This is a genomic window from Citrobacter sp. 172116965, from assembly GCF_013458095.1.
In the GTDB taxonomy this organism is placed as follows: Bacteria; Pseudomonadota; Gammaproteobacteria; order Enterobacterales; family Enterobacteriaceae; genus Citrobacter; species Citrobacter braakii.
In genome coordinates this window covers 2844080-2861200 of record NZ_CP046673.1, presented here as the reverse complement: position 1 = coordinate 2861200, position 17121 = coordinate 2844080, and the positions used below count along the sequence as shown (strand labels likewise).

Sequence of the window (17121 nt, the reverse complement as noted above, 5' to 3'; positions counted from 1 at the left end):
AACCCAATGTCGAAGGTCGCTTATGCGGCCTTTTTTATTCCCCTCATTTCTGAGAGGACTCACAGCAATAAAGAGGGGGCTAAATGTCCGATCCGATTTCCGGTACTGGGCTGGCTGGTGGTGTCCTGACTGGTGCCAGTGTTTATGGATTTCTGTCCGGAACCGATTACGGCGTCGTGTTTGGCGCATTTGCCGGAGCTGTATTTTACATTGCAACAGCTGCGGACCTTAGTGCAACGCGTCGGCTGGCGTATTTTGTCGTGTCCTACATCGCCGGGATCATCTGCTCAGGGCTGGTGGGTTCAAAGCTGGCTGACTGGACTGGTTACAGTGATAAGCCTCTGGATGCCATCGGTGCCGTAATCGTTTCGGCTTTAGCTGTCAAAATCCTGACGTTCCTGAACAACCAGGATGTCGGCTCGCTGGTGGCGCTGATAACGCGCCGGGGAGGTTCAGGTGGTACTAAATGACCCATCGGCAACAATCAACGCGCTGCTTTGCGCTGGGGTAGTGCTGACCCTGATGTTTTACCGTCGCGGTGATTCCCAACATCGACCATGGATATCTCGCTTAGCGTGGCTGCTTACGGTCATCTATAGCGCCGTACCGCTGGCGTATCTTTGCGGTATCTACCCTTATTCATCGTGGGCCACTATCGGGGCCAACATTATTTTCCTGTCTGTGCTGGTCGCCGTCAGAGGCAACGTGGCACGCCTGGTTGATCATCTGAGGCAATAAATGAACCAATCACAATTTCAGCAGGCGGCTGGTATCAGCGCCGGGCTTTCTGCGCCCTGGTTTCCGCACATTGATGCGGCAATGAAAGACTTTGGAATTACAGCGATTAATGATCAGGCCATGTTCATTGCACAAGTTGGGCATGAATCCAATGGCTTTACCTCGCTGGTAGAAAACTTTAACTACTCGGTTGAAGGGCTGAAGAAAACCTTCGGTAATCGCCTGACGCCGTATCAGTGTGAAATGCTGGGTCGTGTTGATGGTAAACAGGTCGCTCATCAGCCACAAATAGCCAATCTGGTTTACGGTGACCGCATGGGGAATAACAGTCAGGGTGATGGCTGGAAATATCGCGGTCGTGGCCTGCTGCAAATCACTGGTCGTGAGAACTACACCAAATGCGGTACAGCGCTGAAGCTTGACCTTGTGAGCACTCCGGAACTATTGACGCAAGAGCGACACGCGGCCCGTTCGGCGGCATGGTACTTCACGTTACGCGGTTGTCTCCTCTATTCGGGGGATGTGGAACGCGTCACGCAGATTATTAACGGCGGGCAGAACGGCATTAAAGACCGCCGTGAACGTTACGCCAAAGCTAAAGCCGCACTGGTGTGAGGTCACTATGGGACTTGAAATGATTATCGGCCTGATTGTTGCCGCGCTGGCAGCAATTGCCGGTGCTTTTGGTCTGGGTAAATCTCGCGGTACCAGTATCGCCGAAACAAAAGCGGACCAGCAACGCACTGAAGAGCGTGCAGCAGCTACAGAAGCGGTAGCCGAACGCCGGGTAGAAACAACAAAAGGAGCCAGGGATGTACAGCAAACTGTTAGTCATCTTCCTGATGACGATGTTGACCGCGAGTTGCGCGAAAAATTTACCCGCAAAACCTGAAGTAACGGACACGGCATGTGACTGGGTAAGCATCATCTACCTCACTGAGCACGATATTGCCGTGCTGGATAAACAGACGAAACGGGACATATTGGCTCACAACAGAGCGTGGCAGGCGAACTGCAAATCAGAAGAGGCTGGCTGGACTCATTAAATTAGAGAAAACCATGCAATGAAAAAAATAACTGTTCGATCTGATAAATCATTAATGGTGTCGATTAATAATGAGGAAGTCAGACCACTAGAAAAATTTAAGCATTATAAGAAGTACCATTTTAAAGAGTCGGAGGGGGCTCCGACTCGAATAATCACTCCAGTGGTTCTACAGGGTCTGTCTTTGAATGTGACGCAAACTGGATAGCCGCAAGCAGTGCGGACCGCATTTTTTCATACTCTCTACTTTTAACGACCTCTGACATAAGTTCAGTAACGTCCAAATTGGCTGAGCAATACCCTTCCTTCGTGGGGACTGATATTTCAACCTTCATTCCATTGGCTATGGATGCACCCAAAACGCGCAGCGGCTCTGAATCGAGCAAAGACGATACACGATCTTTATCTACGGGTTGAAAACAGAATGAGGAGCCATCGAAACGGATCAGAACCCCACTCCGGTCGGGTCTCATTTCTGGGCCAACATCCATTATTCGCCATCCGCAATACCAGGTACGGCATACATCTGGGCGTGCATTATAAATCGAGCATCCCCCTTGTGGTCTAAGGTGCTGGCATGGCACATCGGCGAGTTTCTTAAGATTAGGTTGTTCGATTCGTAACGAATGGCAACAAACAGAACAGGTACCGCACTTCCTGTCTTTGATTAATAATTTTTCTAGACTCATTGCTCATATCTCCATTGCACGGATTTACTTCCGTGACGACCAAAATAAGGCAAGCAAATAGGTTTGGATATCCTGATAAAAACACATGGTATCCGGATCGGAATTTCATGCGCTTCGCACGCGCACATCAAAGAAAGTCTTTCAGCTGTGAGCCTGGGTAAACCGTTAACTTTCGGCGGTTTTACCGTGCGACAGGCTCACGTCTAAAAGGAAACGCACATGAGGCTTACAGTTCTGGATGATGATCCAGGAAGAAAGATTGACCTGCGCAAAGAGCGGTACCTCGTCTTAGTTGATGGTAAAGAGATAAAGCATGTCTTCACTGCTGACGATGAGAAGGGCGAAGTAATCGCAGCCGTTCCTGATGAGCGTGGTTATATGACGACAGAGAACGGTGAAGTTAAACGGCAGGTGCTCTATGGTTCCGTGAGGATTGAACGATGCCAGCACTAATCCCTCGCGCATGTCGCAAGCGCGGTTGTCCTGGTACGACAACGGACCGATCAGGCTACTGTGAGCAGCATCGCAATGAGGGCTGGCAGCAGCATCAGCAGGGCAAGAGTCGCCATGAGCGTGGCTACGGCAGTAAGTGGGATATCATCCGCGCCCGCATCCTTAAGCGTGATCGACACATCTGCCAGCAGTGCCTGCGCAACAGCAGACCACGCCCAGCGGAAACGGTCGACCACGTTATCCCGAAAGCTCACGGCGGCACAGACGACGACAGCAATCTTGAATCGCTGTGCTGGCCATGCCATAAGCGCAAGACCGCAACGGAGAGAGCCCGATGAGCTATACACGCTGCACCTACTGCGGCTCGACGCTGCACACCGTAGCGAACTGCCCAAAGACATGGGGAGGCTCAACCCGCCGTGCGAACCTGCGCTGCGGTTACTGCGGCCAGTCAGGCTATAACTCCAGCGCCTGCCCGCACAATGCGAGCAGCGCGCGGCGCCGTAACCTCAGTGATGACTTCCATCTCGACTGATGAAACGCAAAATGATTTCAAATGCAATCATTTGAGGTGAATGATATCTATTCTCACTACCGGGGGAGGGCGGGTCAAAAGTTCAGGCCCCTGCCTGCTAAGGACCGCCGCCTAACCTTTCTTCACATCGCCGCAGGTTAGAAAACTTTTTTTGGGGTACCCCAGCCGATGATTAATAGGAGTTTTCGATTATGTCTGGACCGCCGAAAACCCCTACCCATCTGCGTTTGGTGAGGGGTAACCCATCCAAACGGCCTATCAACAAAAACGAGCCGCAGCCACCTAAAGGGGTACCCCCAGTTCCCAAGCATTTCGACAAGCAGGGGAAGTACTGGTTTAAGCGGATGGCCGAAGAACTTGATGCCATTGGCGTCATATCTCAACTGGATGCCAGGGCTCTGGAGTTGCTGGTAGAGGCATATACGGAATACCGCCATCATTGTGAAACGCTGGATCGGGAAGGTTATACCTATGCGGTATACAGCGATGATGATGCTGATGAAGGGAAAGAACGTGAAATTCGAATGATCAAGCCGCATCCGGCAGCCATGATGAAAGCTGATGCCTGGAAGCGACTTCGCGCGATGTTAGCGGAGTTTGGTATGACTCCTTCCAGCAGGTCTAAGGTCAGTAAAGACAAACCAGACGATGATGATCTGTTAAGTCAATTTCTAAATTCGAGGGACTGATGGCAAAAGTTACTGATGGCATACGTTACGCCGAACGCGTCGTTGCCGGGGAAGTTATTGCCTGTGAGTTTGTCCGTCTTTCCTGCCAGCGATTTCTTGATGATCTGAGGCACGGTGAAGAACGTGGCATCTATTTCAGCGAGCCCCGCGCACAGCATATCCTCAATTTTTATAAATTCGTGCCTCATGTTAAAGGAGCACTGGCAGGCCAGCCGATTGAGTTGATGGACTGGCATGTTTTCATTCTGATCAACATCTTCGGTTTTGTTATCCCCCTGGTAAATGAAGAAACAGGCGAAATTGTTCTGCGTAATGATGGCAGTGGACGTCCTGTGATGGTCCGCAGGTTTCGCACGGCATATAACGAGGTAGCCCGTAAAAACGCCAAATCGACATTATCCTCCGGCGTTGGCCTCTATATGGCTGGCGCCGATGGTGAGGGCGGGGCAGAGGTTTATTCCGCAGCGACAACGCGGGATCAGGCTCGCATCGTTTTTGAAGATGCGAAAAACATGGTTAAAAAAGCGAAACCCACACTGGGGCGACTGTTTGAATTCAATAAACTGGCGATTTACCAGGAGCAGACAGCATCCAAGTTTGAACCGCTTTCTTCTGATGCCAATAATCTGGATGGTCTCAATATCCATTGTGGCATCGTCGACGAACTTCATGCGCATAAAACCCGTGATGTCTGGGACGTTCTGGAGACTGCAACCGGCGCACGATTGCAGTCTCTTCTGTTTGGCATAACGACAGCCGGGTTTAACAAAGAAGGGATTTGTTACGAGCTGCGCGATTATGCCATTAAGGTTCTGCGTGGCTATAACAGCGAAGTGGAAGGCGCGGTGAAGGATGACACCTTTTTTGCCATCATCTTCACGCTGGATAAAGATGATGATCCGTTTGATGAAACGGTCTGGCAAAAGGCTAACCCCGGACTCGGTATCTGTAAGCGCTGGGATGACCTTCGCCGTCTGGCTAAGAAGGCCAAAGAACAGGTTTCCGCCAGGGTTAACTTTTTCACCAAACACATGAATATCTGGGTGACCGCTGAGTCAGCCTGGATGGACATGATTAAGTGGGAAAACTGTGAGTTTATAGCCCCCCGTCATGAGCTGAAAACCTACCCGATGTGGGCTGGTGTGGATCTGGCCCACAAGATTGATATTTGTGCTGCGGTAAAACTCTGGCGGGCAGACAACGGTCACGCGCATGCAGACTTTAAATTCTGGTTACCCGAAGGGCGGCTGGAAAAATGTTCCGCTCAAATGGCGCAGATGTATCGCAAATGGGCTGAGCTTGGGAAGCTGGAACTGACCGATGGTGATGTTATCGATCATGCGCAGATTAAAGCTGATTTTCTGGAATGGATTAGTGGCGAAAACCTGAAGGAAACCGGGTTCGACCCCTGGAGCGCAACGCAGTTTAGCCTGGCTCTGGCAGAAGAGGGTGTACCGCTGGTGGAGGTTCCGCAAACGGTCAGAAACTTTTCTGAGTCAATGAAAGAGGTGGAGTCTCTGGTTTATGGCGGGCGTTTTCATCACAGCAATCATCCGGTTATGAACTGGATGATGTCTAACGTCACCGTCAAGCCTGACAAAAACGACAATATCTTTCCGAACAAATCCACGCCAGAAGCGAAAATAGACGGGCCTGCCGCCTTGTTTACCGCAATGAGTCGCATGCTTGTAAACGGCGGCGAACAACAGGACAGCCTCTCTGACCATCTGGAAAGTTACGGCGTCCGTTCATTATAAAGAGGCAGTTATGATCCTGATGATTCTCGCCCCACTGATCGGGGTGATGGGCGCTATTTTGCTTTCGTTTGGTGTATGGATGATTTATCCGCCTGGAGGCTTAATCAGTGCGGGTATGCTTTGCCTTATCTGGTCATGGCTGGTTTCCCGCACGCTTTCGCTGGCCGGGAAAACATTGCGAGGAGGGACTGACTGATGTTTTTCCCCGGAATGTTCAAAAAAAGTGACGCCCCTGTCACTACTCCGGCAGAACTCGCTGAAGCAGTGGGAATGACTTACGACACCTATACAGGGAAAAGGGTAAGCAGCCAGAAAGCCATGCGGCTTACAGCAGTTTTCGGTTGTATCAGGGTTCTTGCTGAGTCGATGGGCATGCTGCCCTGTAACCTGTACAAGATAACCGGAAACAGTAAACAAAAAGCGACTTCCGAAAGGCTGCATAAATTACTGACGATGAAGCCAAATGATTACATGACCCCTCAGGAGTTCTGGGAACTGGTCATTGTCTGTCTTTGTCTTCGCGGTAATTTTTACGCCTACAAAGTTAAAGCGCTTGGCGAGGTGGTGGAGCTTCTTCCCATTGACCCAGGGTGTGTTGAACCAAAGCTTAACAGCCAGTGGCAACCGGTTTACCAGGTAACATTCCCCGATGGCTCAACAGACGTGCTTGGGCAGGATGATATCTGGCATGTCAGAACGCTTACCTTTGACGGGCTGGTGGGGCTGAACCCTATAGCCTATGCAAGAGAAGCAATATCTCTGGGAATGGCAACAGAGGAACATGGGGCGCGGTTGTTCTCAAATGGCGCGGTTACCTCCGGCGTACTCCGCACTGAGCAAACGCTCACTGACGCTGCTTACGCAAGGCTGAAAAAGGATTTTGAGGATCGTCACCTCGGGCTGAGCAACGCGCACCGACCAATGATTCTCGAAATGGGACTGGACTGGAAGTCGATGGCGCTCAATGCGGAAGACAGTCAGTTCCTTGAGACCAGGAAATTCCAGCTGGAGGAAATATGCCGCCTGTTCCGGGTGCCGATGCACATGGTGCAGAACACTGACCGCTCGACGTTTAACAATATTGAAAATCTCGGCATGGGGTTTATCAATTATTCACTCGTTCCGTATATGACCCGTATTGAGCAGCGAATCAACATCGGGCTGGTGAAGGAATCAAAGCAGGGTGTGTACTACGCAAAATTCAATGCCGGCGCATTGCTGCGCGGGGATATGAAGTCGCGATTTGAGGCGTATTCAACAGGCATTAACTGGGGGATTTACTCACCAAATGACTGCCGGGAGCTTGAAGAACTTAACCCACGCGCAGGAGGAGATATTTACCTTACGCCAATGAACATGACGACGAAGCCGTCAGACAGCAGCAAGAACAAAACAACCGAGGAACAACATAATGCCGATGACTAAACAGCGGCTGGATATTCCGCTACAGCTAAAGTCTGTCAGCGACAGCGGGGAGTTTGAAGGCTATGGCTCTGTTTTTGGCGTAAAGGACAGCTACGATGATGTTGTTGTGCCAGGCGCTTTTTCGGCCTCCCTTCAGGCATGGAAAGAAAAGAATGCTCTCCCTGCATTACTCTGGCAGCACCGTATGGATGAACCCATCGGTATTTACACTGAGATGAAAGAGGATGAGGTTGGCCTTTATGTTAAAGGTCGGTTACTCATTGATGACGACCCCCTTTCGAAACGCGCACACGCCCACATGAAGGCCGGTTCTTTAACCGGCCTTTCTATTGGTTACATGCTGAAAGACTGGGAGTACGACCGTGTTAAGGGCGTGTTCCTTCTCAAAGAGATCGACCTGTGGGAAGTCAGTCTCGTCACGTTTCCGTCGAACGATGAAGCGCGTGTAAGTGATGTCAAAAGCGCATTTTCCCGCGGAGAAATCCCTTCTCAAAAAAGTATTGAACGAGTCCTGCGCGATGTTGGGCTCTCACGCACCCAGGCTAAAGCATTCATGGCCGGGGGTTATAGCTCACTTTCACAGCGTGATGTTGATGAAGTGAGTACCGCACTGGATGCACTGAAAAACATCAAATTTTAATCAGGAGTTAATTATGTCAGTTGACGTTAAAGACGTAGAGCAGGTCGCGCAGGAACTGCAGGCGAAGTTTGATGCGTTCAAAGAAAAGAACGATAAGCGCCTGGAAGCAGTTGAACAGGAAAAGGGCAAGCTGGCGGGGGAGGTTGAAAACTTAAACGGCAAGTTGTCTGAACTGGATGAGCTTAAATCTGCGCTGGAAGAGGAACTGAAGCAGGTTAAACGTCCAGCCGGTGGTCCTCAGAGCAAAGCCGCAAGCGAACATAAAACCGCTTTCATTGGCTTTATGCGCAAGGGTAAAGATGACGGGCTGCGCGAACTTGAACGCAAAGCTCTGCAGGTCGGTGTGGATGAAGATGGTGGCTATGCCGTGCCGGAAGAGCTGGATCGCACGATCCTTAATCTTCTGAAAGATGAAGTGGTGATGCGCCAGGAGGCGACAACCATCACAGTCGGCGGCGCTAACTATAAAAAACTGGTTAATCTCGGCGGTACGGCTTCCGGCTGGGTTGGTGAAACTGATGCCCGCCCGGAAACCGATGCGTCTAAACTCGGTCAGATTGAGCCGTTCATGGGAGAAATTTACGGTAACCCGCAGGCGACTCAAACCATGCTGGATGATGCCTTTTTCAACGTCGAAGACTGGATCAACAGCGAACTGGCAATTGAGTTTGCAGAGCAGGAAGAAATCGCCTTTACCAGCGGTAACGGGACGAAGAAGCCGAAAGGTTTTCTGGCATACGCTTCCACGCTTGATCCTGACAAGACTCGTGCATTTGGTACTCTCCAGCACATTCGCTCTGGCGCTGCGGCAGGCGTAACGGCTGATGCGATCATCAAACTGGTCTACACGCTGCGTAAAGTGCATCGTAATGGCGCTAAGTTCATGATGAACAACAACAGTCTGTTTGCTATCCGAATCCTGAAAGATTCAGAAGGCAACTACCTGTGGCGTCCTGGTCTGGAACTGGGTCAGCCTTCCTCTCTGGCCGGGTACGGTGTGGCAGAGAACGAACAGATGCCGGATATCGCGGCTGATGCTAAAGCAATTGCATTTGGCAATTTCAAGCGTGGTTACACCATTGTTGACCGCATCGGCACCCGCATTCTTCGTGACCCCTACACCAAAAAACCATTCGTTGGTTTCTACACCACCAAACGAACCGGGGGAATGCTGGTGGATTCTCAGGCCATTAAACTGCTGCAGATCGGCACTGGCGCTTAATTCTCTGGGGCTTCGGCCCCGATTTTTCGAGGTGATTTATGCCTGAATTATTGCGTGAACTTAAGTGGTCCCCAGATGGTTGTATTGTCGAATCCATTCCCGCAGGGGTGTATCCGGACGGTGAGCTACCTGTCCGCGCTGAGGAAATTGCTGCCGAACTAGGCATTATCAAATTTGGTGGTGGCGGTGTTCATGTCCCTGCAGAGCCAGAGCCAGAGCCAGCGGTAACAAAACGCGGGAAAACCAAATGAAGCCATCCATACAAGAGCTTCGCTACCAATGCCGCATCGACAGTGATGACGATGCCGAAGATGTAATGCTGGAACTGTACCTTAATGCCTCTCTGAAACATGCCGAAAAAATTGTTAATCGCCATCTTTATGATGACGCTGTTCCGGAAGATGACCCGGATGGACTGGTAATTGATGACGATGTCAAGCTGGCCCTGATGTTGCTGGTATCGCACTGGTATGAGAACAGAGAGCCAGTAAGTCACGACAGCGTCAATACTATTCCATTCGGTGTTGAGGCGATTCTCAAACAGCACCGCAAAAGACCGGGAACGTAGGAGGGAGTATGCAGGCAGGTCGATTACGCCATCGCGTTACTATCCTGAACTTTACTTCTTTTCGTGATACGACAGGCCAGCCGGTTGAAGAGTGGCGGGAGGGAAAGACCATATGGGCGGAAGTGTTGGGTATCAGCGGCAGGGAGCAGTTGCAATCGGGTGCGGAAACGGCGCAGGCAACGATCCGGGTGTGGGTCCGTTTCCGGCGTGATGTGACTGCTGCGTCAAGATTAAAGGTGCTCACAGGACCATTTAAAGGCGCGGTACTGAATATCATCAGTCCCCCCATACCCGACAGCAAAGCCACCAGGCTGGAAATACTCTGCAAAAATGGAGCGGAAAAGTGATTGATATCAGTCTTGATTTTTCTGGCCTTGAAGCGATTTCCCGTGATCTGGAATTACTGAGCCGCGCCGAAAACAACAAAGTTCTGCGTGATGCCACTCGAGCTGGTGCAGAGGTTCTGAAAGACGAGGTGGTAGAAAGGGCGCCTGAACGAACCGGCAAACTGAAAAAAAACGTGGTGGTGGTGACCCAAAAAAGCCGCCGCCGCGGGGAGATTTCTTCCGGCGTCCATATTCGTGGCGTTAACCCGCGCACCGGAAACAGCGATAACACGATGAAGGCGAATAACCCGAGAAACGCCTTTTACTGGCGATTCGTTGAGCTGGGCACCGCGAACATGCCTGCACATCCGTTTGTGCGACCCGCTTACGATACTCGCGAGGAAGAGGCCGCCAGCGTCGCCATTGCCAGGATGAATCAGGCTATTGATGAGGTATTGAGCAAGTGAATGAAGATAATATCTACGCCTTGCTTTCTTCCCTGGCAGAAGGACGGGTATACCCCTATGTTGCGCCATTAGGTAGTGACGGAAAACCGTCTGTCTCGCCACCCTGGATTATTTTTTCCATCGTCGATGATGTTTCCGCTGACGTGCTGTGCGGCCAGGCAGAGAGCAGGGTTTCCATTCAGGTAGATGTGTATTCCACTACGATCACTGAATCACGCACCCTGAGAGATTTGGCGCTCACTTCGCTTAAGCCCTTAAACCCTACAGAGGTGGTAAAAATCCCCGGTTACGAGCCAGATTATCGGCTCTACCGTGCCACCCTGGATTTTAAAGTTACCCCCTGACAATTAATTCACCCAACGAACCCGCCTGATGGCGGGTTTTCTTTTTCCAGGAGACAGCTATGTCTGCACTTTATGAAAAATCGCAGCTGACGAAGATCCTTATTTCCTCCCTGCCAGCCACCAAAGAAACGATGGATTCCGCAACCTTCCTCGATCTGAGTTGCACCATCAAAGAAATTCAGTTCACCGGTGGTCAGAAGCAGGATATCGACGTAACAACACTTTGCTCTACCGAGCAGGAGAACATCAACGGCCTGCCTTCTCCATCAGAAATCTCTCTGTCCGGCAACTTCTACAAGAATCCGGCGCAGGACGCCTTGCGTGAGGCCTATGACAACGATACGACCTACGCTTTCCAGGTTATCTTCCCGTCCGGCAAGGGCTTTAAGTTCCTGGCTGAAATCCGCCAGCACACCTGGTCTTCAGGTACCAACGGCGTAGTGGCGGCAACGTTCTCCCTGCGCCTGAAAGGTAAGCCTGAAAACATCGAGTCTGGCTCCTGAGAGGTCGCATGAAGAATATTAAAAATCTCGCCCTGGCTAAGATGTCGGGATTTCGTCATAAGACGGTCGCCGTTCCTGAGTGGGAAGGCGTCAAAGTGGTTCTCCGTGAGCCGTCTGGAGAAGCCTGGCTGCGCTGGCAGGAGGTGGTGAAAGCGGGTGCTGATGATGAAAATGTGTCGGTATCGGAAAAGGCACACCGTAATCTTTGCGCTGACGTGGTGCTCTTCATTGACGTCCTGTGCGACACCGATAAGCAACCGGTATTCAGCGTAGACGAAGAAGAGCAGGTGCGTGAAATCTACGGCCCCGTCCATTCACGCCTGCTCAAGCAGGCGCTTGACCTGATCAACAACGCGGACGAAGCGCGGGAAAAGTCTCAACCCCCGGCGTAAAGTTTCTGATGTCGCTTGCGCTCCGGATGGGGCGCACGCTCTCAGAGCTTCGGCAGAATATGACGGCAAGCGAGCTTCTGATGTGGATTGAGTACGACAGGCAAAGTCCGGTTGGCGATATCCGTGGCGACATTCAGGCCGCCCAGCTCGTCTCTGCCATCTACGGCTCGCAGGGGGCAAAAGTACCGCTGGACGATGCGATCCTGCGATGGGGTGGTGATGAGCAATCAGCACCGAAGGACCCGTTTGCAGGGTTTGAGGCGGCGCTAACTGCTGCTGCAACTCAGTGACTTTTTACCCAGAAAACATTAGGATTTTAGCCACTAATAATTCTGGGGATAGAAAATGGAAATTTTACTTGTTTCAATTGTAATAGGCTTAGTTCCAGCCTTAATAGCTCAAAGCAAAGGCCGCTCTTTCTTTGCTTGGTGGGTTTATGGTGCATTGCTGTTTATTATTGCCTTTGTACACTCGCTGGTAATTAAGAAAGATGTTGCAGCTGAAGAAAAAGACTTAATTGAAAATGAGGGTATGAAAAAGTGTCCGTTCTGTGCGGAAATAATCAAAAACGCAGCCATTAAATGTAAACATTGTGGCAGTGATTTGATGGCCGAATCACCTCCGGCTAAAACCGATGAGGAATACCTTGAAGAAGCCAGGCAAAAGGTCTGGAAACAATAAAAATAAAACCGCTTCGGCGGTTTTTTTACGTCTGGAGTTTGGATAAATGGCAACCTTACGCGAATTAATAATCAAAATTTCCGCCAATTCTCAATCTTTCCAGACGGAAATTTCCCGCGCCTCACGAATGGGGCAGGATTATTACCGCACCATGCAGAATGGTGGTCGGCAGGCCGCTGCTGCTGCCAGAGAGAGCGAAAGGGCGCTCTCTGATTTGACTGCCGGATTTGCATCGGCTGGAAGGGCTGCTGCCGCAGCTACGGCAGCTTTTGCAACGGGTAAAATTGTGCAGATTGCTGATGAGTGGAACTCCGTAAACGCTCGTCTTAAACAGGCATCATCTTCTGCTGATGATTTTGCCGCTTCACAGCGTCAGTTAATGGAAATCAGCCAAAGAACCGGCACGGCATTTTCAGATAACGCAAACCTTTTTTCCCGAGCAGCTGCCTCAATGCGCGAGTACGGTTATAGCTCTGACGAAGTTCTGAAAATTACCGAAGCTGTCTCTACCGGCCTCAAACTTTCCGGGGCTAACACTCAGGAGGCGAGCTCTGTTATTACTCAGTTCAGCCAGGCGCTCGCACAAGGCGTTCTTCGTGGTGAAGAATTTAATGCCGTTAACGAAGCCGGTGATCGGGTAATCCGCGCTCTGGCTGCGGGAATGGGTGTAGCCCGTAAAGACCTCAAGAGCATGGCTGACCAGGGACAGCTTACGATCGATAAGGTTGTCCCAGCTTTAATGAGCCAGTTAGGAGCATTGCAGGGCGAATTTGCCAGCATGCCACAAACGGTTTCCGGATCCCTTCAAAAAGTAACTAACTCATTCATGGCCTGGGTGGGCGGTGTAAACCAGGCAACCGGTGCTACTGATGCGTTGTCTGGCGGATTGGATAATGTTGCCCAGACGCTTGATTCTTTTACTTCATCAGCAGTGAGCGGCGCTCTGAATGACGTTGCTGACAATATGTCAACAATTACAACAGTCGCTGGGGCGCTTGTTGGTGTTGGGTTGGCAAGATACCTCAGCGGAGTTGTAACCAGCGCCAGTAGCGCAACAGGTGCGCTAATTTCAGCTGCGAAATCAGAGGTTGCCCTTGCTGTCGCGCAGGATAAAGCGGCTCAGTCTGCTGTTGCAGCTTCAAGGGCAGAAGTTTATCGAGCCCAGCAAGCTGTTCAAAGATCGCGAAGTGCAGATGTTCAGGCCGCTCAGCAAGAAAAAATTGCGGCAGCGGAAGCCAAAGTCACAGCAGCTCAAGCCAGGCTGACCACTGCTCTTGCAAGTGGCTCCGCCACAGAAAAAGTCAGGGCCAGAACTGCGCTTGAGCGTGCGCAGGCAGGGCTGGTGGCTGCAAAAAATGCCGACGCTCAGGCTATTGCTGAAAGACGGCTGGCTTCTGCGGAGGCAGCCAGAGACAGGAATCTGGCAAATCGCATCTCCACCCAGCGAAATCTCAACAATGTAACATCAGTCGGTACTCGCCTGATGAGTGGTGCACTTGGTCTCATCGGCGGAATACCGGGTTTGGTCATGTTGGGTGCTGGTGCCTGGTATGCGGTCTATCAAAATCAGGAGCAGGCCCGTCGTTCGGCGCAGGAATACGCCACCACGATTGATGAAGTCAGTAAAAAGTCGAAGGCAATGTCTTTGCCTGAAGCTTCAGACAATGCTGAGAAAACGCGCGCAGCATTGAATGAGCAGAACAGGCTGATAGATGAACAAAAGAGCAAGATAGAAAATCTGAAAGAGCAGATGGCTGGTTATCAGTCAGTGATCAGTAATCCCGGTCCAACGACCAGCGGTGGTTTCATGATTAACCACCTGACATCTTTGGATACCGTGACCCGTGGACTGGCTACAGTCACTGAACAGTTATCTGTTGAGCAGGAAAGGCTTGCCCAGATGCAGGAGAAATCTGCCTCTATCCAACAGGTTCTTGAAGGTCTTGAGCATCGGCGTGTGACGCTAATTCGGGAGGAGGCAGCGAATCAGAACCGGGCTTATCAATCACTTCTGTTGATGAATGGGCAGCACGATGAACTTAATCGATTACTCGGCCTGGGTAACCAACTCCTTATGGCGCGTCAGGGGCTGGCTAACGTCCCGGTCAGACTTCCTCAGGCCGACCTCGACAAAAAGCAAACCGATGCCCTCGAAAAGAGCCGCCGGGATCTGGAGTTGTCACGCCTGAAGGGTGAAGCAAAAGAGCGCCTGCGACTGAGTTATGCAGCCGATGACCTGGGGTTAACCAGTGATCCGCAATTCCAGACAGGCCGTCAGGAGTTGATTAATAACGGTCTTGCTGAATGGCGGAATAATGAGGCCAACAAACCTAAGGCGAAGGGCGGTAAAACCGAAGGCGAGAAAACCGAGGATGTGTATAAGCGCCTTATCAAGCAGCAAAAAGAGCAGATTGCCCTGCAAGGCCAGAATACTGAACTGGCGAAGGTTAAATACCAGGTCAGCCAGGGGGAGCTTGCTTCTCTGACAGAAGCCCAGAAAAAGACGGTATTGCAGAATGCTGCGCTGATTGACCAGGTTAAATTGCGTGAGCAACTGCGAAATTACGAAGCCAACCTTGCTGACAGTAACGCCAGCGCCCGCGCAGCCAATGAAGCGCAACTGCTGGGCTACGGGCAGGGAACCAGGTTCCGTGAAAGACTTCAGGAGCAGTTCAACCTGCGTAAGGAGTTTGAGCAGAAGAATACCGATCTTCTCCGCCAGCGTCAGGCTGGTGAAATCGACGAGACGCTCTATCAGCAGGGGCTGGCACTTAATAAGCGCTACCTCGAAGAGCGCCTGCGCGACCAGGAGGGATATTACGCAGCTTCTGATGCGCAGCGTGACGACTGGATGACGGGACTGTCTGAGGGTTATGCGAACTGGGTGGACGAAGCTACTGACTATTCTTCCATGGCCGCTGACGGCATGAAGCAGGCCATGGGTGGCGCGGTTACCACGATCACCGACATGCTCAATGGCAACGTTGACAGCTGGAAGGACTGGGGCGTGAGCGTACTGAAGATTATCCAGAACGTTCTGGTGAACATGGCTGTTGCTAATGGCGTCAGCTCAATTGGATCACTGTTCAGTTTTGGTGCCTCGTCAGCCGCAACCGCCAGCAGCGGTACCGCTATTCAGAATGCTGGCGCGAACTTCACATTTAATGCGAAGGGTAATGTTTACGACTCTCCGTCCCTGAGCGCTTACAGCAATGGCGTTTTCCAGACGCCTCAGCTGTTTGCTTTTGCCAAAGGCGCAGGGGTTTTTGCCGAGGCTGGTCCGGAAGCCATTATGCCGCTTACGCGCGCCGCTGATGGTTCGCTGGGCGTTCGTGCGGTCGGAGGTGGCGGAGGTCAGTCTGTATCTTCGGCGCCACAGGTTTATATCACCATCGATGGCAACGGCAACACTCAAACACAGGCCTCGCCAGGCCTTGAGCAATTTGGTGCCGAGGTCGGGGAATTTGTTGATCGACGTTATAAGCAAAATGTGATGCGTGACATTCGTCCCGGCGGCGACATCTGGAACGCAATGAAAGGAACGCGATAATTATGGCCATTGAAACTTTCACCTGGTGCCCACGGATTAACGCGGAGGCTGATATAAGTTTCCGCGTCAGGAAAGCCCAGTTTGGCGATGGATATGAGCAGGTTTCAGGAGATGGATTGAACACCAGAACTCAGCAGTGGACGCTTAACTTCACTGGCAACGAAACCTACATTTCTGCCATTAAGTCTTTTCTCGACAGGCATGAAGGAACGAAAGCCTTTCAGTGGAAGCCGCCGCTAGAGCCCTTGGGTTTGTATCGTTGCGAAACGTATAAACCCACCGGGCTGGGTGCGGGGAAATTCAACCTTGAAGCAACATTCATCCAGGCATTTAAACCATGAGCTTAAACGCAGACTATCAGAAGCTTGAATCCGGAAACGATGTTCGTCTGATTGAGGTGGACGGTTCTTCCTTTGGGCTAACGGACGTTCTCCGCTTTCACAATTACCGCATTCCCCACACGGAAGCGGAAATCATCGCCGCTGGTGGGGATGAGTCCAAGCTTCCGGCGAAACCAATCTGGTGGCAGGGAAATGAATACGCCGCCTGGCCGTATCAGCTGGAAGGCCTGGAGAAATCAACCAGTGGGAGCAATGCAACGCCATCACTGACGGTTGCGAACATCGAAAGCTCCATTTCTGCCCTGTGTCTTGCCTATGACGATCTGCTGCAGGCGAAAGTCACTATTCACGACACAAAAGAGAAATATCTCGATGCCAGAAATTTCGCGGACGGCAACCCCACAGCAGACCCGACTCAGGAAAAGCTGCAGGTCTGGTATATCGACGGGAAAACGGGCGAGCTTGCCGGTGAAACCGTTGAATTTGTTCTGTCCAGCCCGATGGACCTGCAGGGGCAAATGATCCCGACGCGACAGCTTCATTCCCTGTGTACCTGGTGCATCCGGAATAAATATCGTACCGGCGACGGCTGCGACTATGCTGGCACCCGCTATTTCGATAAAAACAACAACCCGGTAAGCGATCCGTCGTTGGATGAATGCAATGGCACGCTGACTGCCTGCAAACTCCGATTCGGCGAAAATAACGAACTCTCGTTTGGGGGCTTCCCGGGCACGTCTTTGATCAGGAGTTGAT

The 17121-nt window shown here is 51.4% G+C and carries 25 protein-coding genes and 1 pseudogene; all 26 read left to right on the top strand.

Annotated elements, in window-relative coordinates:
• Nucleotides 1-83: 83 nt before the first annotated feature.
• Nucleotides 84-470, top strand: coding sequence for a phage holin family protein (locus GPJ68_RS13865; RefSeq protein ID WP_001283172.1), 387 nt, complete (start codon nucleotides 84-86; stop codon nucleotides 468-470).
• Complete coding sequence (locus GPJ68_RS13860) at nucleotides 457-738, top strand: phage holin family protein (protein WP_044702861.1); 282 nt, start codon at nucleotides 457-459, stop codon at nucleotides 736-738. Before GPJ68_RS13865 ends, GPJ68_RS13860 begins: the two co-directional genes overlap by 14 nt.
• The gene (locus tag GPJ68_RS13855; RefSeq protein ID WP_180836740.1) at nucleotides 739-1353 is read left to right on the top strand and encodes a glycoside hydrolase family 19 protein; all 615 of its coding nucleotides are present in this window, start codon (nucleotides 739-741) and stop codon (nucleotides 1351-1353) included.
• A gap of 7 nt (nucleotides 1354-1360) precedes the next feature.
• Nucleotides 1361-1630: a hypothetical protein gene (locus tag GPJ68_RS13850; protein ID WP_104651375.1), complete on the top strand. Its 270-nt coding sequence runs from the start codon at nucleotides 1361-1363 to the stop codon at nucleotides 1628-1630.
• On the top strand, nucleotides 1587-1784 hold the full coding sequence (locus GPJ68_RS25220) for a hypothetical protein (RefSeq protein WP_224774718.1): 198 nt from the start codon (nucleotides 1587-1589) through the stop codon (nucleotides 1782-1784). The genes GPJ68_RS13850 and GPJ68_RS25220 overlap by 44 nt, the downstream gene beginning before the upstream one ends.
• A 907-nt stretch (nucleotides 1785-2691) precedes the next feature.
• On the top strand, nucleotides 2692-2925 hold the full coding sequence (locus tag GPJ68_RS13845) for a hypothetical protein (RefSeq protein ID WP_180836738.1): 234 nt from the start codon (nucleotides 2692-2694) through the stop codon (nucleotides 2923-2925).
• Nucleotides 2913-3263 carry an HNH endonuclease gene (locus tag GPJ68_RS13840; protein ID WP_180836736.1) on the top strand — a complete coding sequence of 117 codons (351 nt, stop codon included), beginning with the start codon at nucleotides 2913-2915 and terminating at the stop codon, nucleotides 3261-3263. The genes GPJ68_RS13845 and GPJ68_RS13840 overlap by 13 nt, the downstream gene beginning before the upstream one ends.
• On the top strand, nucleotides 3260-3460 hold the full coding sequence (locus GPJ68_RS13835; protein WP_180836734.1) for a hypothetical protein: 201 nt from the start codon (nucleotides 3260-3262) through the stop codon (nucleotides 3458-3460). Before GPJ68_RS13840 ends, GPJ68_RS13835 begins: the two co-directional genes overlap by 4 nt.
• A 191-nt stretch (nucleotides 3461-3651) precedes the next feature.
• Complete coding sequence (locus tag GPJ68_RS13830; RefSeq protein ID WP_003841734.1) at nucleotides 3652-4149, top strand: phage terminase small subunit P27 family; 498 nt, start codon at nucleotides 3652-3654, stop codon at nucleotides 4147-4149.
• A complete protein-coding gene (locus GPJ68_RS13825) occupies nucleotides 4149-5906 on the top strand; it encodes a terminase large subunit (RefSeq protein ID WP_180836732.1) in 1758 nt (585 codons plus the stop codon). Before GPJ68_RS13830 ends, GPJ68_RS13825 begins: the two co-directional genes overlap by 1 nt.
• A gap of 10 nt (nucleotides 5907-5916) precedes the next feature.
• Nucleotides 5917-6102, top strand: coding sequence for a hypothetical protein (locus tag GPJ68_RS13820; RefSeq protein ID WP_008323320.1), 186 nt, complete (start codon nucleotides 5917-5919; stop codon nucleotides 6100-6102).
• Complete coding sequence (locus GPJ68_RS13815; protein ID WP_016240220.1) at nucleotides 6102-7331, top strand: phage portal protein; 1230 nt, start codon at nucleotides 6102-6104, stop codon at nucleotides 7329-7331. Before GPJ68_RS13820 ends, GPJ68_RS13815 begins: the two co-directional genes overlap by 1 nt.
• Nucleotides 7318-7971 (top strand): HK97 family phage prohead protease, encoded by a 654-nt coding sequence (locus GPJ68_RS13810; RefSeq protein ID WP_016150486.1) that lies wholly within the window; start codon nucleotides 7318-7320, stop codon nucleotides 7969-7971. The genes GPJ68_RS13815 and GPJ68_RS13810 overlap by 14 nt, the downstream gene beginning before the upstream one ends.
• A 13-nt stretch (nucleotides 7972-7984) precedes the next feature.
• Nucleotides 7985-9193, top strand: coding sequence for a phage major capsid protein (locus GPJ68_RS13805; RefSeq protein ID WP_180836730.1), 1209 nt, complete (start codon nucleotides 7985-7987; stop codon nucleotides 9191-9193).
• A 38-nt stretch (nucleotides 9194-9231) separates the two neighbouring features.
• On the top strand, nucleotides 9232-9444 hold the full coding sequence (locus GPJ68_RS13800; protein WP_180836728.1) for a hypothetical protein: 213 nt from the start codon (nucleotides 9232-9234) through the stop codon (nucleotides 9442-9444).
• On the top strand, nucleotides 9441-9761 hold the full coding sequence (locus tag GPJ68_RS13795; RefSeq protein WP_016150483.1) for a head-tail connector protein: 321 nt from the start codon (nucleotides 9441-9443) through the stop codon (nucleotides 9759-9761). Before GPJ68_RS13800 ends, GPJ68_RS13795 begins: the two co-directional genes overlap by 4 nt.
• A gap of 8 nt (nucleotides 9762-9769) precedes the next feature.
• Nucleotides 9770-10108 (top strand): phage head closure protein, encoded by a 339-nt coding sequence (locus tag GPJ68_RS13790; protein ID WP_104717539.1) that lies wholly within the window; start codon nucleotides 9770-9772, stop codon nucleotides 10106-10108.
• The gene (locus tag GPJ68_RS13785) at nucleotides 10105-10554 is read left to right on the top strand and encodes an HK97-gp10 family putative phage morphogenesis protein (protein WP_058671167.1); all 450 of its coding nucleotides are present in this window, start codon (nucleotides 10105-10107) and stop codon (nucleotides 10552-10554) included. Before GPJ68_RS13790 ends, GPJ68_RS13785 begins: the two co-directional genes overlap by 4 nt.
• Nucleotides 10551-10898 (top strand): DUF3168 domain-containing protein, encoded by a 348-nt coding sequence (locus GPJ68_RS13780; RefSeq protein ID WP_180836726.1) that lies wholly within the window; start codon nucleotides 10551-10553, stop codon nucleotides 10896-10898. Before GPJ68_RS13785 ends, GPJ68_RS13780 begins: the two co-directional genes overlap by 4 nt.
• A 59-nt stretch (nucleotides 10899-10957) precedes the next feature.
• Nucleotides 10958-11377 (top strand): annotated as a pseudogene (locus GPJ68_RS13775) (phage tail tube protein); the annotation flags it as partial.
• Nucleotides 11378-11409: 32 nt separating this feature from the next.
• Entirely contained in the window at nucleotides 11410-11793 is a 384-nt protein-coding gene (locus GPJ68_RS13770) for a phage tail assembly chaperone (RefSeq protein WP_001549114.1), read from the top strand.
• Between the two features lie 8 nt (nucleotides 11794-11801).
• On the top strand, nucleotides 11802-12083 hold the full coding sequence (locus GPJ68_RS13765; RefSeq protein ID WP_180836724.1) for a DUF4035 domain-containing protein: 282 nt from the start codon (nucleotides 11802-11804) through the stop codon (nucleotides 12081-12083).
• A 55-nt stretch (nucleotides 12084-12138) separates the two neighbouring features.
• The gene (locus GPJ68_RS13760; RefSeq protein WP_032665364.1) at nucleotides 12139-12474 is read left to right on the top strand and encodes a zinc ribbon domain-containing protein; all 336 of its coding nucleotides are present in this window, start codon (nucleotides 12139-12141) and stop codon (nucleotides 12472-12474) included.
• 46 nt (nucleotides 12475-12520) lie between these two features.
• Nucleotides 12521-16024, top strand: coding sequence for a phage tail tape measure protein (locus tag GPJ68_RS13755; RefSeq protein ID WP_180836722.1), 3504 nt, complete (start codon nucleotides 12521-12523; stop codon nucleotides 16022-16024).
• 2 nt (nucleotides 16025-16026) lie between these two features.
• A complete protein-coding gene (locus GPJ68_RS13750; RefSeq protein ID WP_063856272.1) occupies nucleotides 16027-16365 on the top strand; it encodes a phage tail protein in 339 nt (112 codons plus the stop codon).
• Nucleotides 16362-17120 carry a phage minor tail protein L gene (locus tag GPJ68_RS13745; RefSeq protein WP_047352799.1) on the top strand — a complete coding sequence of 253 codons (759 nt, stop codon included), beginning with the start codon at nucleotides 16362-16364 and terminating at the stop codon, nucleotides 17118-17120. Before GPJ68_RS13750 ends, GPJ68_RS13745 begins: the two co-directional genes overlap by 4 nt.
• Nucleotide 17121 lies beyond the last annotated feature (1 nt).

What these genes read in the sequence shown, in the direction of transcription:
- GPJ68_RS13865 (WP_001283172.1), top strand. Translation starts at nt 84, where the DNA reads ATGTCCGATCCGATTTCCGGTACTGGGCTGGCTGGTGGTGTCCTGACT.
- GPJ68_RS13855 (WP_180836740.1), top strand. Translation starts at nt 739, where the DNA reads ATGAACCAATCACAATTTCAGCAGGCGGCTGGTATCAGCGCCGGGCTT.
- GPJ68_RS13850 (WP_104651375.1), top strand. Translation starts at nt 1,361, where the DNA reads ATGGGACTTGAAATGATTATCGGCCTGATTGTTGCCGCGCTGGCAGCA.
- GPJ68_RS25220 (WP_224774718.1), top strand. Translation starts at nt 1,587, where the DNA reads ATGTTGACCGCGAGTTGCGCGAAAAATTTACCCGCAAAACCTGAAGTA.
- GPJ68_RS13845 (WP_180836738.1), top strand. Translation starts at nt 2,692, where the DNA reads ATGAGGCTTACAGTTCTGGATGATGATCCAGGAAGAAAGATTGACCTG.
- GPJ68_RS13840 (WP_180836736.1), top strand. Translation starts at nt 2,913, where the DNA reads ATGCCAGCACTAATCCCTCGCGCATGTCGCAAGCGCGGTTGTCCTGGT.
- GPJ68_RS13835 (WP_180836734.1), top strand. Translation starts at nt 3,260, where the DNA reads ATGAGCTATACACGCTGCACCTACTGCGGCTCGACGCTGCACACCGTA.
- GPJ68_RS13830 (WP_003841734.1), top strand. Translation starts at nt 3,652, where the DNA reads ATGTCTGGACCGCCGAAAACCCCTACCCATCTGCGTTTGGTGAGGGGT.
- GPJ68_RS13825 (WP_180836732.1), top strand. Translation starts at nt 4,149, where the DNA reads ATGGCAAAAGTTACTGATGGCATACGTTACGCCGAACGCGTCGTTGCC.
- GPJ68_RS13820 (WP_008323320.1), top strand. Translation starts at nt 5,917, where the DNA reads ATGATCCTGATGATTCTCGCCCCACTGATCGGGGTGATGGGCGCTATT.
- GPJ68_RS13815 (WP_016240220.1), top strand. Translation starts at nt 6,102, where the DNA reads ATGTTTTTCCCCGGAATGTTCAAAAAAAGTGACGCCCCTGTCACTACT.
- GPJ68_RS13810 (WP_016150486.1), top strand. Translation starts at nt 7,318, where the DNA reads ATGCCGATGACTAAACAGCGGCTGGATATTCCGCTACAGCTAAAGTCT.
- GPJ68_RS13805 (WP_180836730.1), top strand. Translation starts at nt 7,985, where the DNA reads ATGTCAGTTGACGTTAAAGACGTAGAGCAGGTCGCGCAGGAACTGCAG.
- GPJ68_RS13800 (WP_180836728.1), top strand. Translation starts at nt 9,232, where the DNA reads ATGCCTGAATTATTGCGTGAACTTAAGTGGTCCCCAGATGGTTGTATT.
- GPJ68_RS13795 (WP_016150483.1), top strand. Translation starts at nt 9,441, where the DNA reads ATGAAGCCATCCATACAAGAGCTTCGCTACCAATGCCGCATCGACAGT.
- GPJ68_RS13790 (WP_104717539.1), top strand. Translation starts at nt 9,770, where the DNA reads ATGCAGGCAGGTCGATTACGCCATCGCGTTACTATCCTGAACTTTACT.
- GPJ68_RS13770 (WP_001549114.1), top strand. Translation starts at nt 11,410, where the DNA reads ATGAAGAATATTAAAAATCTCGCCCTGGCTAAGATGTCGGGATTTCGT.
- GPJ68_RS13765 (WP_180836724.1), top strand. Translation starts at nt 11,802, where the DNA reads ATGTCGCTTGCGCTCCGGATGGGGCGCACGCTCTCAGAGCTTCGGCAG.
- GPJ68_RS13760 (WP_032665364.1), top strand. Translation starts at nt 12,139, where the DNA reads ATGGAAATTTTACTTGTTTCAATTGTAATAGGCTTAGTTCCAGCCTTA.
- GPJ68_RS13755 (WP_180836722.1), top strand. Translation starts at nt 12,521, where the DNA reads ATGGCAACCTTACGCGAATTAATAATCAAAATTTCCGCCAATTCTCAA.
- GPJ68_RS13750 (WP_063856272.1), top strand. Translation starts at nt 16,027, where the DNA reads ATGGCCATTGAAACTTTCACCTGGTGCCCACGGATTAACGCGGAGGCT.
- GPJ68_RS13745 (WP_047352799.1), top strand. Translation starts at nt 16,362, where the DNA reads ATGAGCTTAAACGCAGACTATCAGAAGCTTGAATCCGGAAACGATGTT.